The sequence below is a fragment of the Mycobacteroides sp. LB1 genome (assembly GCF_013449725.1).
GTDB lineage: Bacteria > Actinomycetota > Actinomycetes > Mycobacteriales > Mycobacteriaceae > Mycobacterium.
The window spans coordinates 312,273-331,417 of record NZ_JACCFF010000006.1 but is presented as its reverse complement, the minus strand read 5'-3'; the positions used below and the strand labels follow the sequence as shown (position 1 = coordinate 331,417).

The window sequence follows — 19,145 nt, the reverse complement described above, 5'->3', positions numbered from 1 at the left end:
TGCTGGTCGCCTGTTTCCGGTTTCCCTATGCGCCATCCGATGGCACGGTGTGGGCATGGATGAACACTCCCGCACCGGACTGACCGCCGAACCGCTGCAGCGGGCCATCATCGACCACCTGCGGTACTCGATCGGGCGCCCGGCGAGCGTGCTCACTCCCGCGCATTACTACCGCGCACTGGCCCTCGCGGTGCGGGATCGCATGCAGCAGCGCTGGATCGCCAGCATGCAGACCTATCTGGACCTGAGCCGCAAGGTGGCGGTGTACCTGTCCGCCGAGTTCCTGATGGGCCCGCAGCTGGGTAACAACCTGCTGAACCTGCAGATCGAGGCCCAGGCCCGGGACGCCCTGTCGGCACTGGGTCAGGACCTCGATGAGGTGCTGGCATGCGAGGAGGAGCCGGGACTGGGCAACGGTGGCCTCGGACGCCTGGCGGCCTGCTACATGGACTCGTTGGCCACCCTGGACCGACCCGCGATCGGCTACGGCATCCGCTACGAGTACGGGATCTTCGACCAGGAAATTCGCGACGGCTGGCAGGTCGAGAAGACCGACAACTGGCTGGACAACGGAAATCCGTGGGAGATAGCCAAACCCGACCTCAACTTCCTCGTCGGGTGGGGCGGTCACACCGAGCAGTACCTGGACGGGGCCGGAAACTTCCGTGCGCGCTGGATCCCGCAGCGCTTCCTCAAGGGCATCCCCTACGACACCCCCATCCAGGGCTATGGCGTGAACACCTGCAACACGCTGACCCTGTGGAGTGCCCGCGCCGTGCAGTCCTTCGAGCTGGACGCCTTCAACGCCGGTGACTACTACAAGGCCGTCGAGGACGAGGTGGCCTCCGAGACTGTCACCAAGGTGCTCTACCCCAACGACGAGCCCGAGGCCGGTAAACGGCTGCGGCTGCTGCAACAGCACTTCTTCGTCTCATGCTCGCTGCAGCGGGTATTGCACATCCTGGAGGATGTCGCCGAGCGGCCCGTCACCGAGCTCGCCGAGCAATTCTCGTTGCAGCTCAACGATACTCACCCGTCGATCGGTGTCGCCGAGCTGATGCGGCTGCTGCTCGACGAGCGTGGGCTGAGCTGGGATGAGGCCTGGGAGATCACCGTGGCCTCGTTCGGGTACACCAACCACACGCTGCTGCCCGAGGCGCTGGAGACCTGGCCACTGGGACTGTTCGCGGAATCCCTGCCCCGGCATCTGGAGATCATCTACGAGATCAACCGGCGCTTCCTCGACGAGGTGCGCTCGCGCTTCCCCGGTGACGACGCCCGACTGCGGCGGATGTCGCTCATCGGCGAGGAGGGCGGCAAGAGTGTGCGCATGGCGCACCTGGCCACCGTCGGCAGCCACGCGGTCAACGGTGTCGCCGCGCTGCACTCGGAGCTGCTGAAAGAGAGTGTGCTCAAGGACTTCTTCGAGCTGTGGCCCGAGCGGTTCAGTAACAAGACCAATGGGGTGACGCCGCGCCGGTTCCTGGCGCTGGCCAATCCGGGGCTGCGGGAGTTGCTCGACGACACCATCGGCGAGGGCTGGCTGACCGATCTGGACCGGCTGCGTGAGCTGGAACCCTACGCGGAGGACTCGTCCTTCCGGATGCAGTGGCGAGAGGTCAAGCGCCTCAACAAGGCCCGGCTCGCCGAGTACGTCCTGTCGACCACCGGGGTCGATCTGGACCCCAACTGGATGTTCGATATCCAGGTCAAGCGGATCCACGAGTACAAGCGTCAGCACCTCAACGTGCTGCATATCGTCACGCTGTACCACCGGCTCAAGCAGAACCCGGATCTGCGGATCGCGCCGCGCGCCTTCATATTCGGCGGTAAGGCCGCGCCCGGGTACTTCATGGCCAAGCGGATCATCAAGCTCATCAACGCGGTCGCCGAGACCGTCAACAATGATCCGCACGTGAGCCAGTACCTCAAGGTGGCGTTCCTGCCGAACTTCAACGTCAAGAGCGCGCACCTGATCTACCCGGCCGCTGATCTGTCGGAACAGATTTCGACGGCAGGCAAGGAGGCATCGGGCACCGGGAACATGAAGTTCATGCTCAACGGTGCGCTCACCATTGGCACCCTCGACGGTGCCAATGTCGAGATCCGCGAGGAGGCCGGGCCCGAGAACTTCTTCCTCTTCGGGCTGACCGTGGACGAGGTGCAGCGCCTGGTGCACGACGGCTACCGGCCCGAGGATTTTGTCGAGCTGAACGACGAGCTGCGCGCGGTGCTGGATCTCATTGGCGGCGGGCACTTCTCGGGGGGCGACCCGGAGGTGTTCCGCCCGGTGGTGGACTCGCTACGCGGCCACGACCCATTCCTGGTGCTGGCCGACTACTCCGCGTACATCGAGTGCCAGGACCGAGTATCCGAAGCGTGGCATGACGTGACGGCGTGGACGCGGATGTCGATCCTCAACACCGCCCGCAGCGGCAAGTTCTCCTCGGACCGCGCCATCGCTCAGTACTGCGAAGAAATTTGGGGTGTGCAGCCGGTTACTGTGCAGGTGTGACAAGCTTCGTCGCTCCTGAGTGGGACCGGGCCGCGCTGGTGGTCATCGATGTGCAGGTCGAGTTCGTCTCCGGTGTCATGACGGTGCCGGGGACCGCCGATCGGATACCCCAGCTCGGTCGGCTTGTTGCGGCGTTCCGCAGGGCCGGTCGGCCCATCGTGCACGTGGTGCGGCTCTATGCACCGGGCGGCACCGACACCGATTTGCCCCGTCGCGCAGAGATTCTCGCGGGGCGCGAGGTCGCAGCGCCGGGAAGTGACGGTTCACAGATCCCGGCCGAGCTCCTACCGAACGGTGAGCGGCTGGACCCGGAGCTGCTGCTGGCGGGCGGTTTCCAGGAGATCGGTCCCGCCGAGCACATTCTGTTCAAACCGCGCTGGAGCGCCTTCTACCGCACCGGTCTGGAGGAACATCTGCGCTCGCGGGCCGTCTCGACCGTGGTGGTGGCGGGTTGCAACCTGCCGAACTGCCCGCGCGGCACGCTGTTCGACGCCTCCGAACGCGACTTCCGCGCGGTGCTCGTCGAGGACGCGACCTCGCAGGCGACTCCGGAACGGTTACAGGACCTAAGGCTGATCGGTGTCAGTGTGGCCGACACCGCATCGGTGGAAGAGGAGCTGGCGCGGGTCTGAGGTTTGGGCCGCTACTTGCTAGCCGTGATGATTGCGGCGAAGGTATCGAGGAGTTCGTCGGGACTGCCGTCGTCGACGTTGGGGATAATCCCTTGGCCGAAGTAGAGCTGTATCTCCTCGTCCCACTTCTCTGGCCGGCTTTCGATGACCTGTATGGCCACATGGTTGGCGCCCGCAACAAAGTGCTGTTCCAGCTTGGCCACGATGTCCCCCACTGTTCCCGACGCCACAACGGCATCGAGCAGCCTGTCGCTTCCACCATCGGCGAAGTCCGCGTCGGCAAAGCCGTACTTTTTGAGGTTCTGAACGTAGTTAGGCATCTCCCAGTACCTGTGAATGTAGCTGCGGGCCCTGGCCAAGGCGGATGACCGGTCCCCTTCGAGAACCACCTTGTGCTCAGGAATCACGAGAGTGTCGTCGCCGACAATGCTGCGGGCGTTTCCGGTATTTTCTGCCGGAGCGAGGTAGGGCAGTGTCCCGGCCGTGCGGTCAGCGGCCAGACGGAGCATCTTCGGCCCGAGTGCGGCGATAAACCGCTGATCTTCCGGAACATGCTCTGTGTCAAGAACATCAAGATATTCGGCCATCAAGGTCAGCGGCTTGACTTCCCGGCCCGGGAGTTTCTCTTGATGCCCGATCCCCAACCCCAGTGCGACCCGCCCGGGGTAGTCCGCGTTGAGCTCGGCGAACTCACGTCCAACTGCGCGCGGATCACTTCCGAAGATGTTCGTGATACTTGTACCCACCACGACTTTCGACGTCGCCTCCAACGCGGCCCGCACCGGGCCGAGATCGGCAACGGAGCCTCCCAGCCAGATCGCGCCGTAGCCCAAGTCCTCAATCTGCCGGGCCCTCTTGGGAGTAACCCGCCAAAACAAGGACCAGGCACCGTACTTACCCAGAGTGACCATGACTGCCAACAACCTCGCGAAGCCATCGAGAATTCCCGGGGAATACTGCTCGCTCCGCGCCTCGGTCACGTCGCGCGGAAAATCAAGCGAAGCCGTCGATCTGGGATAGCACCCGCATCATCACCTCGTCGGCTCCGCCGCCGATGCTGAGCAGACGCTGATCCCGGAAGAACCGCGACGTCCACGTCTCGGTCATGTACCCCATGCCGCCATGCACCTGCAGGCACCAGTCACCGGCCTCGCGGACCAGCGGCCCGGCGGTGAGCTTGGCGATAGTCACCTTCCGCGTCACGTTCTCTCCCGCCATGTACCGGGCGGCGACATCGCGGGTATAGGTCTCCAGCATGTCGGCCCGCGCGGCCAGGTTTGCGTACTGGTAGGCCAGGTGCTGGTTCTTGGTGAGCGGCTTGCCAAACACCTGGCGCTGCAAGGCATATTCCTTGGTGCGCTGCAACGCCCTGTTCACGCTGGCGGGGATGCCATAGGCGCCGAACATGCGCTCCATCACGAACTGCGACATCTGCTGCTGGAACCCCCGCCCCACCTCGCCGATGGTGTGTGACACCGGCACCCGCACATCGTCGAACGTGATCAGACCGGTGTCGGAGGCGTGCATGCCGAGCTTGTCGAGCTTGCGGACCTCGTATCCGGGAGTCTTGGTTGGGACGATGATCTGGCTCATCCCCCCGTAGCCGCCCTCATTGGAGGTGCGGGCCAACACACACAACCAGTCGGCCTGAACAGAGTTGGTGATGAACATCTTTGAGCCGTTGATCACCCAGTCGTCACCGTCGCGGCGCGCGGAGGTCTTGATGGCGGCCACGTCAGAACCGGCGTCCGGCTCGGTCACCGCGATGGCGGCGATCTGCTCACCCTGCAGCGCCGGTGCCAGGAACTCGCGCTTGAGCTCGTCGCTGCCGTGCTTGTGCAGCGATGGGGTCGCCATCGCCACGTGAACTCCGAATGCCATCGGGAAGGAGCCGTGGTCCACCCGGCCGAGTTCCTCGGCGAGCACCAGGGTGAAGAGGTGATCGGCGCCCTGCCCGCCGTACTCGGGGTCGTATTCGAGACCGACGAATCCGAGTTTGGCCATATCGGCGATCACGTCGTGCAGCGGCATCATCTGCTCGCGTTCCCACTCGTCGACGTGGGGGTTGATCTTCTCCTCGATGTACCGGCGGACGGTACTGCGGAAGTCTTCGTGCTCGGACGAGAACGTCATCGGTCTCTCCTTCATGGGATGTGAGGTCCCATCTTGCCTCAGCCGAGCGAGCTAACATGGAGGCGGAGGTTCGTCATGCGATTAGGTGCGGTGCTTGTGTCGCTGGTAATTGCGCTGTCACTAGCGCCGACGGCTGCCGCGGACCCCAGCTGGCCAATAGCCGGTTCGGGCTCGGCCAGCGAAACCATCTCGGAACTGGAGAGCCAGGGTTACGAGGTCCAGATCAATTGGGTGCAGGGCAACACTCTGACGCCGCTGGAGTTCTGCACCGTCAACGGGATCAACAACCCCGATCGTTCCGGCACGCAGGTCAAGGCGAACACGACCGTCTACGTCGACGTCTCCTGCCCCAACTACTGGGACACCGGCGACTAGAGCCCGACCTCTGCCCAAGCCTCGTCAATCGCCGTTGCGGGCGACCCGACGCTGGGGCGGGCGGCAGCGATCTGCCGGGTGAGTTTCGCGAAGACCTTGAACGTCATGTTCTTTCTTGCCTTCGGGCTGGTCAGCGCGTCATACCAGACTGTCCCCACGGCCTCCCAGGATGCGGAGCCGTGTTTGGTCGCCGCGAGGTAGAACGCGTGGTTGGGGATGCCGCTGCCATCATGCGGGTCACTGCCGGGAACATAGTCGCGATAGTGAGCCGGTTGTGGCGAGAGGCAGTGGCCGGCGCCGGGGTCCGCGAGATCCCGCAGGCACGTGTACCCCTTGTCGAGGGCACGCGGCCCCAGGATGTCCTTGCCTATCAGCCAATCGGCCTTGTCCGCGGTCTGTTCTGCTTGCCATTGCCGGAACATCGAACCGAATACATCCGAGACACTCTCGTTCAATGCCCCGGCCTCGTTCTCATAATTCAGGCCCGCGGTGAATTGCGTAACACCGTGTGTCAGTTCATGACCGATCACATCGTTGGCCTTGGTGAAGTCCAGAAACAACTGGCCGTCACCATCGCCGTACGCCATCTGGGAGCCGTTCCAGAATGCGTTGGTGTACTTGACACCGTAATGAATGGATGAGACCAGCGTCATGCCCGCGTTGTCAACGGAGTTGCGCCCGAAGCATTCCCGGTAGAACCGCACGACCGCGGCCGTTTCAGTGAAAGCCCGCCGGGCGGTGGCGTCATCGGAGGTGGCGGGCTCGGCCACGGCCACGCCCGGCAACGAGGTGGTCTGCCGACAATCGAATACCGGTGTTTCGGGAACCTTGGCCAACGCACCGGCCACCGACCCGGCCTGGGTAGCTCGCGTGTGCGCATTTCGCAAAGTACGCCAAGACAATTCGGATGCCGCCGTGGACAACAGCGCGACTCGCGAGTCTTCGGCGATATCGCCATCCTCGGCCAGTCGCGACAGTACGGCCAGCGGGATGATGAAACGCGTGCACATTACGAGTCACCCTACCCGGCAGCGTGCATGCCCGCTCGGCTCGTGAGCGGTGAACTGTCAGGTCCGGCCTCGAGCCGTCCGTCAGATCCGTTCTTGGACAACCTGCCGGACGGCGTCGGGCAACAGACTCTCCGGGATGTTCCGGGTGGTCCGGTCAGACCCGCTGACCCGGGTCACCGTGTAGGTGAAGCGGTCAGCCCCCGGGTCGCCTGGCAGCGATCCGGGGCTGTCCAACAATCCGTCCAGTGCACGCCGAGCCTCGGGGTCCAGGCTCTGGTCGGTAGCCGTCCCGCTTGCCGGAAGGCCGGTGAATCCGCCCCGTCTGTCGATGAGGTACTCCACCATGACGCCGACGCTACAGTCCGACCGCGGTCCACGCGTCGTCAATCGCCTTATGTACCGATTCGGCGGCCGCGTTGGCTGCGGAGATCTCGCGAGTCAGGTTGGCGAAGGCCTTCATCTTCATGTTCGGACGGGCCTTCGGGCTGGTCAGGGCCTCGTACCAGACCGTCCCCACACCCTGCCAGGAGTACGAGCCGTGCTTGGTCGCCGCGAGGTAGAACGCGTAGTTGGGGATACCGCTGCTCTCATGCGGGTCACTGCCGGGCACGTAGTCGCGATAGTGCGAGGGCTGCGGCGAGAGGCAGTGCCGGGCACCCGGATCCGCCATATCGCGCAGGCAGGTGAAGCCCTTGGCGATCGCACGCGGACCCATGATGTCCTTGCCGATCAGCCAGTCGGCCTGATCCACGGTCTGACCGGCGCTCCACTGCCGGAACATCGATCCGAACACATCCGACATGCTCTCGTTGAGGCCACCGGCCTCGTTCTTGTAGAGCAGGCCCGCCGTGTACTGGGTGACGCCGTGCGTCAGCTCGTGGCCGATCACGTCGTTGGACGCGGTGAAGTCGACGAAGATCTGGCCGTCACCGTCGCCGTATGTCATCTGCGAACCGTTCCAGAACGCGTTGGAGTAGTTGACGCTGTAGTGCACGGAGGACACCAGGGTCATGCCTTCGTCGTCAACGGAATTTCGTCCGAAGCATTCCTTGTAAAACTTTGCAACCGATGCGGTTTCGGTGAATGCGTGCTTGGCGGAGGTATCGGTGGAGGTGCCTGGATTCGCGATCGTGATACCGGGTAGCGAGGTGGTGTGCTTGCAGTCGAACACCGGGGTGCCCGGGGCCGTGGCCAGCGCCTTGGCGACTCCGGCGAATGCATCGGCACGGGCCAACAATCCGGCCTGGGTGGCCTCGGTGTGCGCGTCGCGCAGTGTGCGCCAGGCCGATTCGGACGCGGCCGTAGCCGCCAGGGCCGTCCGCGAATCGTCGGCGACGCTGTCATCGTCGGCCAATCGCAGCAGGACATCTTGGGGGATAATGAAACACATCGTGAGTCTCCTTGACATAGCCGCACGTGCGCGGTGTTGGACATGACGAGCTCAGCGTGCGTGCGGAGTCATCCCCCTGGCGTGCGTACTGCACTACCCCATTACCGGTTCCGCCCTCCAGCGCGCCTGCTCGGCCCCGATGTCCTCAAGGAAACCGAGGTCGTGGCTGGCGACGATCACCGCACCCCGGTAGTCGGATAGCGCCGAGACCAGCGCGTCATAAGACGCGAAGTCCAGGTTGTTGGTCGGCTCGTCGAGCAGCAGCAGCTGTGGTGCCGGGTCTGCCAGCAGCACCGCGGCCAGCGTCGCCCGGAACCGCTCACCACCCGATAGCGTGCCCACCAGGCGGTCGGCGGCGTTGCCCCGGAAGAGGAACCGGGCCAGCCGCGCCCTGATGGTGTTGATATCGGCATGTGGCGCCCGCGCGGCGACGTTGTCCACAACGCTGAGCCCGTCGTCCAGCAGATCGAGACGCTGTGGCAGGAGTCCCAGCGGGACATGCACGGTGACAACACCTTCCGCCGGGGCGATCCGCCCGGCGATCGTATGCAACAGCGTGGTCTTGCCCGATCCGTTGGGGCCCACCAGCCCGACGCGCTGCGGTCCGCGCAGCTCCAACGCGGCGGCCACCCCGTGACGCAGCACCAGGTTGTGGGTGGTGAGCACGTCGCGCCCGGTGGGGACCTCGGTACCCAGCAGATCGATACGGATGGAGCGGTCGGCACGCAGCCGGCTCTGCGCCTCATCCAGATTCTCGCGGGCCTTATCCAGCCGGTCGGTCTGGGTCTGTTTTAGCGCGGCGGCCGATTCCTGCGCCGACCGCTTGCGCAGGCCCATGACGATCTTGGGTTCACGCTTGTTGGCCTGCATCTTGGCGCCGTACCGCTTGCGCTGCGCGATCACGCGTTCGGCCTCGGCCAGGTCGCGACGCTCACGGCGTACCTCGGACTTGGCCGTCGAGATCGCTTGCGCGGCAGCCTCTTGCTCGGCGGCCACCTGGTTGGCATAGACGCCGTAGCCGCCGCCGTACCAGGCGATGGAACCCTCGCGCAGGTCGCCGATGCGCTCGACACGCTCGAGTAGTTCCCGGTCGTGGCTGACCACCAACAGAGTGCGCGGCCAGGTCTCGACAAGATCGTAGAGATGCGAACGGGATTCACCGTCAAGGTTGTTGGTGGGCTCATCGAGCAGCAGGATGTCCGGGCGGCGCAGCAGCAGCCGGGCGATACCGAGCCGGATGACCTCACCGCCGGACAGTTCCCCCAGCCTGCGTTCCAGCACGGCCCTGGGCAGCCCAAGGCGTTCCAGTTCGGCGGCGACCCGGTCGGCGAGATCCCAGTCATCCCCGACGGTGTCGAAGTGCAGCTGATCGGTGGACCCGTTTTCGATGGCCTCGATGGCCGCCAGGACGGGGGTGAGGCCAAGCAGGTCGGGTACCGATTCTTCGGCACGGATGGTGAGATCCTGTGGCAGATAACCAATGTGGCCCGAGGCACGGACGCTGCCCGATGTCGGCTGCAGCTCCCCCGCGATGAGCTTGAGTAGCGTCGACTTACCGGAGCCGTTGACTCCCACGAGGCCGGAACGGCCCGCCGGAACCAACATGTCGAGCCCGTCGAGGGCGACGGCACCGTCGGCGTGAATGTAGGTGAGAGCGCTGGACGTAATGACGGCAGACAAAGAGAGCCTTTCGAGTGAGGTGGGTTTGAGACCGGACCTCACAGCTCCATGTCGTACCTTCCGTCGGGGATAAGGACGTCAGCCAGGCTAGATGCGGCAGCGTTGGGAGACAAGGAATTTTCCTCCCAGGTCAGGCCGCCGCGCGTAGCATGCTGCCATGCCGACCGGAGCAACGTCGGAGGAGCCAGCGCGTCAGCCCGCCGATGCGCCGGGAGACGACGGCACTCCCGCCCCGACCGCCATCGAGGATCCACCGGACCCGGTATCGGTCCTGCGCCCTGTTATCGCGGTCATCACCACGGTGGGTACCCCGTTGACGATGATCACCGCGCTGCTGCTGTATTTCGGGTGGGCACGCAGTGACGCGCAGTCACAGTGGATGGGGATCGAGGTAAGCCTTTTCCGCTTCACCACGCAGGACTATGTGCTGCGCAGTATCAGCACCCTATACCTGCCGATCCTGGCCACCGCAATCATCGGAATCGCCTGGCTAGCAGCGCATCGCGTGTTGACCGAGATGATCGGGCGAGACGGCGTGACCGGTACCGTCCGGGTGATCTGCCGGGCCGCGATGTTCGGTGGGCTGGTTGTCGCGATACTCGGCGTGGTCCTGCCCCCGATGACTCGCCGCTGGGAACCCGGGACGGTGGTGTGGCCGCTCATGATCGCAGTCGGCACCGCGGTGGCGGTATACGGGCGGCACCTGAGCCGCCAGGGACAGGAGCGCACCCGGCCGCGCAGTGTCATTGCCCGCCCCCCAGATGTGCTCGAGGCCGTGCTCATCGGCATCGTGATTGCGGCAGCGGTGTTCTGGGCGGTGCAGGGGTACGCCGATATCGTCGGCCGGGGGTATGCGCAGCGCTACGAACAGTCGGTGTCGACACTGCCCCGCGCGACGGCGGTCAGCGAGAGCCCGCTGGGTATCGACTCCCCCGTCGTGCGGACGGAGCAGATCACCACCGGACCCAAAACGCTGTACCGCACCACCGGGTTACGGCTGCTCGCCGAGTCCGGCGGCCGGCTGTTCCTGATGACCGAGGGGTGGACCATCCAGAAGGGCAGCATCATCGTGCTGGAGGAGGACCAGTCGGTGCACTGGCAGTTCTCCCACTGACTCACCGCCCGGACGGTGTGGTGGCTGTGGTGCTAGAGGTGGTCGTGGATGACGTTGTGGTGGTGCTAGATGTCGTGGAACTGGTTGTGGAGGAATCGGTCTCGCCGTTCTCGTCCGGTGGCACGAAGCTGTTGTTATCACGCGAGCATGCGGTCCGGCCGTCGGTCTGCGGAAACGACAATTCGGGCGCACTGCCCGGATGCTTCTCATGCCAGGCCAGCAGCGTGGTGACCATAGCCGCGATGGTGTCGTCGACGCACTGCGCCGGGCCGATCTCAATGCCGGTGCCACGCGCCGCGAACGCCGTGGCCGCCACATTCCATTGGCTCTGTTCACCGTTCACCGCGGCACGGCATACGGCCACCGCTGCCTCGTAGAGATTGCCCTCGGGTTTCTGGACATTCTTCAGGCTCGCGCAGTCGTGCTTGAGGAAGTAGGCGTAGACGTCCCATCCCGGTGTCGGGAAGGCAGGGTCCTTGGGCCCGTACGGCACCCACGCAAGGCCGTCGTCCTTCGGCGTCGCGGACGAGGACGAACCTCCGCCGTTGGTACTCCCGTGGGAGCCGCCGTCCTCGGTGACGGTCGTCTGGTCGGTGACGGTCTGGGTCACCGTGTGAGTGACGGTTTCGCCGGCGCCGCCGCAGGCGGCCACGAGGGCTCCGGCGAACACCACGAGGAGGGCGCTGCGGCGAAGGCACCCAACGGGAGTCGGTGAAACAGGCATGGCAACCTCCCAGGCGGATCGATCGACCCGAAAAGGAAATTACTCCGGCGGGCCCCTATTGCACTGGGTACTGGACTACTCGACTTTTCCCGAGAAAACGGAACAACCGTCTCGTCAATTGACCGGTGCGTTGAGGAAAGGCCGGTCAACCCCGGCGCCCGGCCCGTCGAAATGCCACCACTCCCCCGAATACACCTGCAGCCCGCCGGCCTGCATGGCGCTGCGCAGCCGGGCACGGTTGGCCTGCTGGTCGGCGCTTACTCCCTCGGTGGCGTAGGCCAGGGAACGGGGTGAGAAATCGTCGAAGCCGGTACCCATATCGACCAGACCCCGCGCGTTGGCGAGGGTGACGTCCACGGAGCGTCCGGCCTCATGGCTGCGCGCGTACTGGCCGGGTTTGGCGACCCAGTTGGGATTCGGCACCACCTGGAACATGCGCACCTGGACTTCATGCGGGCGGTAACAATCCCAGAAGACCAGCCGCTCGCCGGTGGTGCGCAGGGTGTCGGCGGCAGTCTTGAGCCCGGGCGTCATGGATTCGTGCACCAGGCAGCGAGCGTTGGCCGGGTACAGCTGGATACCGGTGAAGTTGTTGGTGGTGGCGTAACGCAGGTCGATGATCGCGTCGGGGACGGCGGTGCGCACGTCAACCAGCCCGGCGGCGCGAGCGGCGTCGCTGACGGGTGGGATACCGGGGTCGGCGCCGGCAGGTGCGGCCTGGCTGAATACGCATCCGAGACCGAAGGCGACGAGGACGAGACGCTTCAACATCGTTTCATTGTCCCCGGTGCACTCACAGATTCGCGTATTAGGCTCGATTCGTGGCCACACGAAAGCTGGACCGCCGCATGTTCATGGGCCTGGCAGCCGCCGGAGCCGTCACCGTCACGGGGCTGGGTGGGTTCTTGGCCTTGGAGGGCCGGGTCGGGTCTCGGTTGACCGGACGCTCCTTCATCAACCTGTTCGAGACCACCGGCGGACGGTTCGTCGGGTATCGACGCAACCACGCCAAAGCTCTTGCGGTGTCCGGACGTTTCGAAAGCAACGGAGCAGGGGCCGAGGTGTCCTCGGCGACGGTGTTCGCCAAGGGCGTGCACCCCGTCGTGGGACGGTTCTCGGTGGGCGGGGCGAACCCGCACCAGCCGGATACCGGTTCCGGACAGGCGCTGGCCCTTGAATTTTCGCTTCCCGGCGGGCAGCAATGGCGCACCGCGATGGCTGCCGCACCGGTATTCATGGCGCCGACGCCGGAGATGTTCTACGGGCTGCTCTCGGCACGACTTTCCGGCGATAAGGACAGGGCTGCGGCCTTTATACGGGATAACCCTGCCGCCGCGGCCGCACAGAAGCTCATCGAGGCCGCACCCAAGGCATCGTCGTTTGCGGAGGCCACGTACAACAGCCTCAACACCTTCATTGCCGTCGGCAAGGACGGTGCACGGACTCCGGTGCGGTGGCAGGTGATCCCCGACGGGAACAATGCCGGTACCCCGGCGAAGATCGGGCCCAATTGGATGTTCGAGGCGCTGGCCAAGGCGATTCGGGGTGGCGAACTGCGATACCGGCTGCTCCTACAGCCTGGTGTGCCCGGACAGGACCCGACGCACGATCCCACGCTGCCGTGGCCAGCCGACCGCCCACAGATCGATGTTGGGACGCTGGTGCTCGGACATGCGATTGTTCAAGAACAGGAACGGATCCGGGATACCAACTTCGATCCGACGGTGCTGCCCAACGGGATTGAGATCTCCGATGATCCGATCCTGACGGCACGTGCGGCCATCTACGCGGAGTCGTTCCGGCGTCGTGCGCGAGAAACTCCCGCGCCGGTGGAACCGTTCGGTCAGGACGCGTGATGGCTGAGGATTCCCGGTTCGGTCTTCCCGCACAGCTTCTGCATTGGGTGATGGCGGTCGCGATCATCACGATGCTAGTGCTGGGCGCGCTGCTCGTCGGATCGCTCGGCGATTACCCGTTGGTGCTCGCCTGGCATAAGGCCGTGGGTGTGGTGGTGTTGGTGCTCGCGGTGCTACGCATCGGGAATCGCATCTGGCATAAGCCGCCGCCTTTGTCGCTGGCGCAGCCGGAGCGGTTTATCGCAGCGGGGTCCGAGCTCGCGATGTACACGTTGTTCCTGGTGCAACCGGTGATCGGGTGGGCGCTGGTATCGGCCTCGGGAGTGCCGGTCGAGATCGCCGGAATGCGCTTTCCGTCGATCGCGCCGACCAGCATCGGGTGGTACGGCACGCTGCGCGAGACGCACGCATGGGTGGCGTACGCGTTGCTCGCCTGTGTGGTCGCGCATGTCAGCGCGGTGCTGTTTCACACCATCGGGTTGCGGGACGGGTTGCTCGCACGGATGCTGCCGCGCCACTAGCAGCCAAAATGGCCGGGGCTGCGCCCAATGGCCAGGTACAACCATTATCGTTTCGGGGTGCCCGAAATGGATCGCCGCAAGTTGATACTCACCATGGGCTTCGGCATTGCCGCAGCCGCCGCCCTGCCTATCGCCACGGCGCAGGCCGATCGGGTGCGTCCGCCGACAGCTCCGCCCGACGCTCAGACGACGGGTTACATCTTCAGCGACGAGTTCAACGGACCCGCGGGTTCGGCGCCGGATGGCTCCAAGTGGGTGGCCTCAAAGTTCCGCGAGAAGATCAAGAACCCGGTGTTCTGGGATCGTCCCGAGAACATGGGCGAGTACCGCGACAGCCGCACCAACATCTTCGTCGACGGAAACTCCAACTTGGTGATCCGTGCGACCAAAGAAGGCAACAAGTACTACAGCGGCAAGCTGCACGGCACATTCCGCGGCGGCATCGGCCACACTTTCGAAGCACGTATCAAGTTCAACTGCTTGACCAACGGTGCATGGCCGGCATGGTGGCTGCTGAACGACAACCCCGAGCGCGGCGGCGAGATCGACCTCGTGGAGTGGTACGGCAACGGAGACTGGCCGTCGGGCACCACGATTCACGCACGCCTGGACGGCACCTCATTCGAGACGCTGCCGATGCCGGTGGACAACAACTGGCACACCTGGCGCTGCACCTGGAACGAGGCCGGGCTGTACTTCTGGATGGACTACCACGACGGCATGGAGCCGTACCTGACGGTCGACCAGAATTCCCTTGAGGATTGGCCGTTTAACGATCCCGGATACACACTCCAGCCGATGCTGAACCTGGCGGTCTCGGGTTCCGGTGGCGGCGATCCCTCCGGTGGTTCCTACCCGGCGGAGATGCTCGTCGACTACGTGCGCGTCTGGTAGGCACCGGTCCCGGATGTTGACTCCGGGCGATCGGCCACAATGCGCGCGAGGGCACTAAGCGCATTGTTCGACTGGGTATTCGGGGTCGGCACCAGAAACGCCAACATCGTTTCGGGAGCCTCGGTGCGCTGGTAGATCTGCCAGTCGAGGGTGAATTCTCCGACAACAGGATGCCGGTAACGCTTGCGGCCGGAGGTGCTGTGGTGCGCGACCGTCTGCGATGTCCACCAGGATTGAAAGTCGCGATCGCCTGCCGACAGCTCCTCTACCAATTCGGCCAGACGGGGATCATTAGGGCGGCGTGCCGCGTCCATACGCAGGTAAGCCACGCACGTACGGCCCACTGACTCCCAATCGAGATACATTGCGCGAACTTGGGTTTCCAAGAACGCCAGCCAGACGAGGTTCCGATGCTCACGCGGCAGTTGCGCGAAGTCCAGAAACAACGCGGACGCAAGGGTGTTCCAACCAAGGACGTCCAGGTAGGGGCCGAGCACCAGCACGGGTACATCAGTGAGGTGAGCCAGAAGGTTGCGGGTTGAAGCATCAACCGTCATATCGCCGGTCGAGTTGGGGATCGCCGGCTTGCGAGCCAGCGTGCGGACGTAGGTTTCCTGGTCCGGATTGAGCCGCAACGCTTCACATACCGCGGCCAACGTGTATTCCGAGACGCTGGAGAGTCGCCCCTGTTCAAGCCGCGCGTAGTAGTCGGCGCTGATCCCCGCGAGCTGGGCCACCTCTTGGCGGCGTAAGCCGCTGACTCGCCTTATCCCCGCTGCGGGAGGTAATCCCACCTCCGCTCGAGTCAGCTCGGCACGGCGCGCCCGCAGAAACGGTCCTAGCTCGATATTGGCCTTTGCGATATCTGCCATGGGCAGAGCATGCCACCCCGGATCATCCTGCCCAGCGCTGCTACGGGTAGGTAAAAAGTACCTAGGGACAGGGCCTGGTTGCACAACGAAATCTCAACCAAGATGAGTTGGTAGCGGCTGGTTGGTGGTCGGTAGCAGAGATCCGTAGCAGAAGAGGATGCGAATAATGCCCGAGAACGTCCGGTTCCCTAGCAAAGGTCTGCAATTGGCAGGGAACTTGTACTACCCCGACAACACCGATGAGGCGGGCCTGCCTGCCATTGTGGTGGGCCACCCGTTCGGCGGAGTGAAGGAACAAACGGCTGGCCTGTACGCGCAGAAGCTGGCCGAGGAAGGTTTCGTGGCGCTGACGTTCGATGCGAGTTATCAGGGTGAAAGCGAGGGCGAACCACGCTTCCTGGAGGATCCGTTCACCAGGGCGGAGGACGTTCGGTCAGCAGTGTCGTTTTTGACGACGGTGCCACGTGTCGACGCTGAGCGAATCGGTGCGCTGGGTATCTGCGCATCCGGTGGGTACGTTCCCAACGCCGCCGCCACCGACGTTCGGATCAAGGCGGTCGCCGCGGTCAGCGGCGCCGACATCGGATCGCTGTACCGCGACGGGCTCGGCGGTGGACAGAGTGTGGAACAGCTCCAACAAGCGCTCGCTGTGGCGGCCGCCGATCGCAGTGCCGAGGCCCAAGGCGCCAAACCAACGCTCGCCCATATAGTTCCCGAGGCCGACGAGATTACCGCTGATACCCCGGTGTTGTTTGCACAAGGATCCGACTACTACCGAACACCCCGGGCGCAGCATCCGAACTCCCCGAATTGGTATGTGGCGTCGAGCATCGTTTCTATCGCGGCGTACTCGTCATACGACCATGTCGATCTCATTTCTCCACGTCCACTGTTGATGATCGCGGGAACGGAAGCGGACACGCTGTACTTCAGCGAGCATGCCATCGCCAAGGCCGGTGAGCCGAAGGAGCTCTTCTTGATCGAGGGCGCGACACACATTGACCTGTACGACAAGCCGGAGTACGTCGATCCTGCCGTCGAGAAACTCGCCGCCTACTTCAGCAAGTACCTGTAACGGGCCACGCGGCGGCAACGGCCGCTTCTCCCAGACAGGCTAGCGGCACCAATCACCGCGCTGTTCCTTTCTGAATTGGGTTAGAAGAGAAGGCTGTTGCCGTCCTGGCGCAGCACGAAACCGCGCGGCTCGGGCTGGCTACTATCCCTGCATGCGGTGAAATCGGGTCCGACCGCGCACAACTCTCCGTTAAATTCAATCTTGTGTCCCGAGGGCAAGATCGGACTATCGAGTAGCCGTGACAAAGTGTCTGATTCGCTTCACATCTGGTCCATATCGCAGGACTTCTTCGCGCGGTACATCGCGCCGTCGGCTTCCACCAGGAGGTACGGGACGATAGGCGCAAGCGAATGGATCACTGTGCGATCCGATTCCGGCAGCACGGTGCTGGCCACGCCAACACTGGCAGCCACCGGCACCTCGTCGTCCTCACCGGACAGTGCCTCATCCACCGCGCGCCGGTAGTCGACGTCACGCGGTGAGTCGTTGAGCGCGACGATGCCGAACTCGTCGCCGCCGAGCCGGGCCAACAGGGCATCTGGTCCGGCCACCGCGCGCAGGCGGTGCGCTGTCCGCTGCAGCACCTCATCGCCGACGTGGTGGCCGAAGGTGTCGTTGACCGACTTGAACGCATTCAGATCGACGACAGCGACGGCTACCTGCATTCCGGGCACGCCTGCCCATGCCTCGTACGCCTCCTGCAGACCGCGCCTGTTCAGCAGACCGGTCAGGTCGTCATGGCGGGAGAGGTGGTCTTTCCCGACGGCATGCTCGGCGAACTGCGCCTTGCCCAAGTAGACCAGCCATCCTGCGATCACATTGGCCAGGAGCATGGTGCACACCATCGCCGTGAGCACCACCACGCTGGCATCCTGACGAAGCACGGCTCCTGCGACCGCCAACACCGTCCCGGCCGCGGTCACCAGCGATTGGGCAACGACCGCCACCCGGCCGTGGAGCACCGACACGTAGACGTTGGCGCCCAGCAGCCATCCCAGTTTCAAAAAAGCGGCGCCCGAGGCCGTCACCACACAGATACCGATCAGAATGGCGACGTCCCAGTACACGACGTATGCGATCGATTCCACATAGGTCACGGGCTTGTTCCGTGCGAATCGGATTCCCCATCCGAACGCCGGAATCGCGATGCAAACACACAGCGTGGGAATGATCGACAAACCGGCGGCTGCCATCAGAATGGCTGCAGCGCCGATCGTCGTGATACAGACCGCGGAGACCAACGAGACCACCCGACGCAGCCGAACCCGTTCCAGGAGTTCATTGTTGGCCTCGTAGATCCGTATGGCTCTGCTGCGCAATCCCGGGCGCGCGTCAACCCGACCCCGACCTGTGATGCCCACTTATCGCCCTTACCAAAGCAACTATCGATATGCGTCAACCGACATTGCCCGACCCGATCAGCAGCTAGCCAACTGTGGTCACTGCCAATCCCCAATTAAGCGATAGTAGACCACTCGGATTAGACCCAAACAGACAGTGCTCTCACGCATTAGCCGAGCGTGCCATTGATCAAGCGCGCGAGACGGTCACCGCCCAGCCGCAGTTGCGCCTCGGCAATGGGCCGGTATTCATTGGTGTAGTCGACGCCGATGGTCGAGGTGCTCGGGTAGGCGCCCACCGCTATCTGACAGGTGGCCTGCGCCCAGTCGACAGGATCGGCGCCGCCGAGATCCGGGGCGGGCAGGCCCAGGATCACCTGGGTGTACTGGGAGTCGTTCAGACCGCGGGTATTCAGTAATCCGCTGTCCCACAGCGAATGCAGATTGGTGGACCGGCCGTTGTAGGTCAGCGGGATGTCATTGCCACCTCTGTCGCGGGCGTACCCGTCATGCATCGGCTGGTGAATATCCCCGACGAAATGCACGACGAACTTCAGCGCCTCCCGGCGTTCTGCATCGGGCTTGGACCGATCCGCAAGGATCGCGGTCTGGTTGCGGATCGCTTCGATGACGTTATTGCCATTGTCGCCATTTATTGCGGGCACGTATTGGCAGTTGTTCTCGGCGATATCGGCGTAATGCCAGGGTGCGGTGTCCGGCCGGCTGGGCCGCACCTGGTCGGCCCAGTTCGCGACCCCGGCCAACGTCGGGTTGGCCTCACCGGCCAGCAGTCGGCTGACCTCGGCGCGGACGGCCGGGGTGAGCTCCGAATCGGCAACCGCCCCCACGATGTTGTGCCCCTGCGGGCCCCATGCGGCGGCCAGCGGGGCCGTCGCCAGCAGTAGGGCGACCGCGACCGCCAACGCACCAAGCCTTTTCATCACCCCTCCACGGTGACATAGTGCGGCGGCGATGGCTCGAGTAGACACCTACTCGTTCTATGTGTTCACCGCA

19 protein-coding genes are annotated in these 19,145 nt (G+C 64.3%); 8 read left to right on the top strand and 11 right to left on the bottom strand.

Annotated elements, in window-relative coordinates:
- Positions 1 to 55 precede the first annotated feature (55 nt).
- Both MLB1_RS21635 and MLB1_RS21630 read left to right on the top strand, forming a co-directional pair.
- Positions 56 to 2,515 (top strand): glycogen/starch/alpha-glucan phosphorylase, encoded by a 2,460-nt coding sequence (locus MLB1_RS21635; RefSeq protein ID WP_180751874.1) that lies wholly within the window; start codon positions 56 to 58, stop codon positions 2,513 to 2,515.
- Positions 2,512 to 3,147 carry a cysteine hydrolase gene (locus tag MLB1_RS21630; protein WP_180751873.1) on the top strand — a complete coding sequence of 212 codons (636 nt, stop codon included), beginning with the start codon at positions 2,512 to 2,514 and terminating at the stop codon, positions 3,145 to 3,147. Before MLB1_RS21635 ends, MLB1_RS21630 begins: the two co-directional genes overlap by 4 nt.
- An 11-nt stretch (positions 3,148 to 3,158) precedes the next feature.
- On the opposite strand, the gene MLB1_RS21625 is transcribed toward MLB1_RS21630, so the two are convergent.
- Together MLB1_RS21625 and MLB1_RS21620 are read right to left on the bottom strand one after the other, a co-directional pair.
- The gene (locus MLB1_RS21625) at positions 3,159 to 4,127 is read right to left on the bottom strand and encodes a TIGR03620 family F420-dependent LLM class oxidoreductase (RefSeq protein ID WP_371750680.1); all 969 of its coding nucleotides are present in this window, start codon (positions 4,125 to 4,127) and stop codon (positions 3,159 to 3,161) included.
- A 13-nt stretch (positions 4,128 to 4,140) separates the two neighbouring features.
- A complete protein-coding gene (locus MLB1_RS21620; protein ID WP_180751872.1) occupies positions 4,141 to 5,280 on the bottom strand; it encodes an acyl-CoA dehydrogenase family protein in 1,140 nt (379 codons plus the stop codon).
- A 75-nt stretch (positions 5,281 to 5,355) separates the two neighbouring features.
- On the opposite strand from MLB1_RS21620, the gene MLB1_RS21615 reads away from it, so the two are divergent.
- Positions 5,356 to 5,655 carry a hypothetical protein gene (locus MLB1_RS21615; RefSeq protein ID WP_180751871.1) on the top strand — a complete coding sequence of 100 codons (300 nt, stop codon included), beginning with the start codon at positions 5,356 to 5,358 and terminating at the stop codon, positions 5,653 to 5,655.
- Here the strand turns inward: MLB1_RS21615 and MLB1_RS21610 are convergent.
- The 4 genes from MLB1_RS21610 to MLB1_RS21595 all read right to left on the bottom strand — a co-directional run bounded on the left by MLB1_RS21610 (position 5,652) and on the right by MLB1_RS21595 (position 9,735).
- Positions 5,652 to 6,665, bottom strand: a complete 1,014-nt coding sequence (locus MLB1_RS21610) for a M4 family metallopeptidase (protein ID WP_180751870.1) — start codon at positions 6,663 to 6,665, stop codon at positions 5,652 to 5,654. The genes MLB1_RS21615 and MLB1_RS21610 overlap by 4 nt on opposite strands.
- 81 nt (positions 6,666 to 6,746) lie before the next feature.
- Positions 6,747 to 7,010 carry a protealysin inhibitor emfourin gene (locus MLB1_RS21605; RefSeq protein WP_180751869.1) on the bottom strand — a complete coding sequence of 88 codons (264 nt, stop codon included), beginning with the start codon at positions 7,008 to 7,010 and terminating at the stop codon, positions 6,747 to 6,749.
- Between the two features lie 10 nt (positions 7,011 to 7,020).
- The gene (locus tag MLB1_RS21600; RefSeq protein ID WP_180751868.1) at positions 7,021 to 8,055 is read right to left on the bottom strand and encodes a M4 family metallopeptidase; all 1,035 of its coding nucleotides are present in this window, start codon (positions 8,053 to 8,055) and stop codon (positions 7,021 to 7,023) included.
- Between the two features lie 93 nt (positions 8,056 to 8,148).
- Positions 8,149 to 9,735: an ABC-F family ATP-binding cassette domain-containing protein gene (locus tag MLB1_RS21595; protein ID WP_180751942.1), complete on the bottom strand. Its 1,587-nt coding sequence runs from the start codon at positions 9,733 to 9,735 to the stop codon at positions 8,149 to 8,151.
- Between the two features lie 157 nt (positions 9,736 to 9,892).
- Between MLB1_RS21595 and MLB1_RS21590 the strand changes: the two genes are divergently transcribed.
- Positions 9,893 to 10,849 carry a hypothetical protein gene (locus MLB1_RS21590; RefSeq protein WP_255486070.1) on the top strand — a complete coding sequence of 319 codons (957 nt, stop codon included), beginning with the start codon at positions 9,893 to 9,895 and terminating at the stop codon, positions 10,847 to 10,849.
- A gap of 1 nt (position 10,850) precedes the next feature.
- Here the strand turns inward: MLB1_RS21590 and MLB1_RS21585 are convergent, their stop codons facing one another.
- Together MLB1_RS21585 and MLB1_RS21580 are read right to left on the bottom strand one after the other, a co-directional pair.
- On the bottom strand, positions 10,851 to 11,573 hold the full coding sequence (locus MLB1_RS21585) for a hypothetical protein (RefSeq protein ID WP_371750679.1): 723 nt from the start codon (positions 11,571 to 11,573) through the stop codon (positions 10,851 to 10,853).
- A 114-nt stretch (positions 11,574 to 11,687) separates the two neighbouring features.
- Positions 11,688 to 12,344: a M15 family metallopeptidase gene (locus MLB1_RS21580; RefSeq protein ID WP_180751867.1), complete on the bottom strand. Its 657-nt coding sequence runs from the start codon at positions 12,342 to 12,344 to the stop codon at positions 11,688 to 11,690.
- Positions 12,345 to 12,394: 50 nt separating this feature from the next.
- Between MLB1_RS21580 and MLB1_RS21575 the strand changes: the two genes are divergently transcribed.
- The 3 genes from MLB1_RS21575 to MLB1_RS21565 all read left to right on the top strand — a co-directional run bounded on the left by MLB1_RS21575 (position 12,395) and on the right by MLB1_RS21565 (position 14,844).
- On the top strand, positions 12,395 to 13,429 hold the full coding sequence (locus MLB1_RS21575) for a catalase family peroxidase (RefSeq protein WP_180751866.1): 1,035 nt from the start codon (positions 12,395 to 12,397) through the stop codon (positions 13,427 to 13,429).
- Positions 13,429 to 13,950: a cytochrome b/b6 domain-containing protein gene (locus MLB1_RS21570; RefSeq protein ID WP_180751865.1), complete on the top strand. Its 522-nt coding sequence runs from the start codon at positions 13,429 to 13,431 to the stop codon at positions 13,948 to 13,950. Before MLB1_RS21575 ends, MLB1_RS21570 begins: the two co-directional genes overlap by 1 nt.
- 66 nt (positions 13,951 to 14,016) lie before the next feature.
- Positions 14,017 to 14,844, top strand: coding sequence for a glycoside hydrolase family 16 protein (locus MLB1_RS21565; RefSeq protein ID WP_180751939.1), 828 nt, complete (start codon positions 14,017 to 14,019; stop codon positions 14,842 to 14,844).
- On the opposite strand, the gene MLB1_RS21560 is transcribed toward MLB1_RS21565, so the two are convergent.
- On the bottom strand, positions 14,826 to 15,716 hold the full coding sequence (locus MLB1_RS21560) for a helix-turn-helix transcriptional regulator (RefSeq protein ID WP_180751864.1): 891 nt from the start codon (positions 15,714 to 15,716) through the stop codon (positions 14,826 to 14,828). The two genes, MLB1_RS21565 and MLB1_RS21560, sit on opposite strands and share 19 nt — an antisense overlap.
- Before the next feature lie 166 nt (positions 15,717 to 15,882).
- Here MLB1_RS21560 and MLB1_RS21555 point away from each other — a divergent pair, with 166 nt between their 5' ends.
- Positions 15,883 to 16,791 (top strand): alpha/beta hydrolase, encoded by a 909-nt coding sequence (locus tag MLB1_RS21555; protein WP_180751863.1) that lies wholly within the window; start codon positions 15,883 to 15,885, stop codon positions 16,789 to 16,791.
- A 260-nt stretch (positions 16,792 to 17,051) separates the two neighbouring features.
- Here the strand turns inward: MLB1_RS21555 and MLB1_RS21550 are convergent, their stop codons facing one another.
- Together MLB1_RS21550 and MLB1_RS21545 are read right to left on the bottom strand one after the other, a co-directional pair.
- Positions 17,052 to 18,152 carry a GGDEF domain-containing protein gene (locus tag MLB1_RS21550; RefSeq protein WP_180751862.1) on the bottom strand — a complete coding sequence of 367 codons (1,101 nt, stop codon included), beginning with the start codon at positions 18,150 to 18,152 and terminating at the stop codon, positions 17,052 to 17,054.
- A gap of 149 nt (positions 18,153 to 18,301) precedes the next feature.
- Complete coding sequence (locus MLB1_RS21545) at positions 18,302 to 19,072, bottom strand: S1/P1 nuclease (protein ID WP_180751861.1); 771 nt, start codon at positions 19,070 to 19,072, stop codon at positions 18,302 to 18,304.
- Positions 19,073 to 19,145: the final 73 nt, after the last annotated feature.

Excerpts from the sequence above, each read along its gene's own strand:
- MLB1_RS21635 (WP_180751874.1), top strand. The coding sequence starts at position 56 with ATGGATGAACACTCCCGCACCGGACTGACCGCCGAACCGCTGCAGCGG.
- MLB1_RS21620 (WP_180751872.1), bottom strand. The coding sequence starts at position 5,280 with ATGACGTTCTCGTCCGAGCACGAAGACTTCCGCAGTACCGTCCGCCGG.
- MLB1_RS21615 (WP_180751871.1), top strand. The coding sequence starts at position 5,356 with ATGCGATTAGGTGCGGTGCTTGTGTCGCTGGTAATTGCGCTGTCACTA.
- MLB1_RS21610 (WP_180751870.1), bottom strand. The coding sequence starts at position 6,665 with ATGTGCACGCGTTTCATCATCCCGCTGGCCGTACTGTCGCGACTGGCC.
- MLB1_RS21605 (WP_180751869.1), bottom strand. The coding sequence starts at position 7,010 with ATGGTGGAGTACCTCATCGACAGACGGGGCGGATTCACCGGCCTTCCG.
- MLB1_RS21600 (WP_180751868.1), bottom strand. The coding sequence starts at position 8,055 with ATGTGTTTCATTATCCCCCAAGATGTCCTGCTGCGATTGGCCGACGAT.
- MLB1_RS21590 (WP_255486070.1), top strand. The coding sequence starts at position 9,893 with ATGCCGACCGGAGCAACGTCGGAGGAGCCAGCGCGTCAGCCCGCCGAT.
- MLB1_RS21585 (WP_371750679.1), bottom strand. The coding sequence starts at position 11,573 with ATGCCTGTTTCACCGACTCCCGTTGGGTGCCTTCGCCGCAGCGCCCTC.
- MLB1_RS21580 (WP_180751867.1), bottom strand. The coding sequence starts at position 12,344 with ATGTTGAAGCGTCTCGTCCTCGTCGCCTTCGGTCTCGGATGCGTATTC.
- MLB1_RS21570 (WP_180751865.1), top strand. The coding sequence starts at position 13,429 with ATGGCTGAGGATTCCCGGTTCGGTCTTCCCGCACAGCTTCTGCATTGG.
- MLB1_RS21565 (WP_180751939.1), top strand. The coding sequence starts at position 14,017 with ATGGATCGCCGCAAGTTGATACTCACCATGGGCTTCGGCATTGCCGCA.
- MLB1_RS21560 (WP_180751864.1), bottom strand. The coding sequence starts at position 15,716 with ATGGCAGATATCGCAAAGGCCAATATCGAGCTAGGACCGTTTCTGCGG.
- MLB1_RS21555 (WP_180751863.1), top strand. The coding sequence starts at position 15,883 with ATGCCCGAGAACGTCCGGTTCCCTAGCAAAGGTCTGCAATTGGCAGGG.
- MLB1_RS21545 (WP_180751861.1), bottom strand. The coding sequence starts at position 19,072 with ATGAAAAGGCTTGGTGCGTTGGCGGTCGCGGTCGCCCTACTGCTGGCG.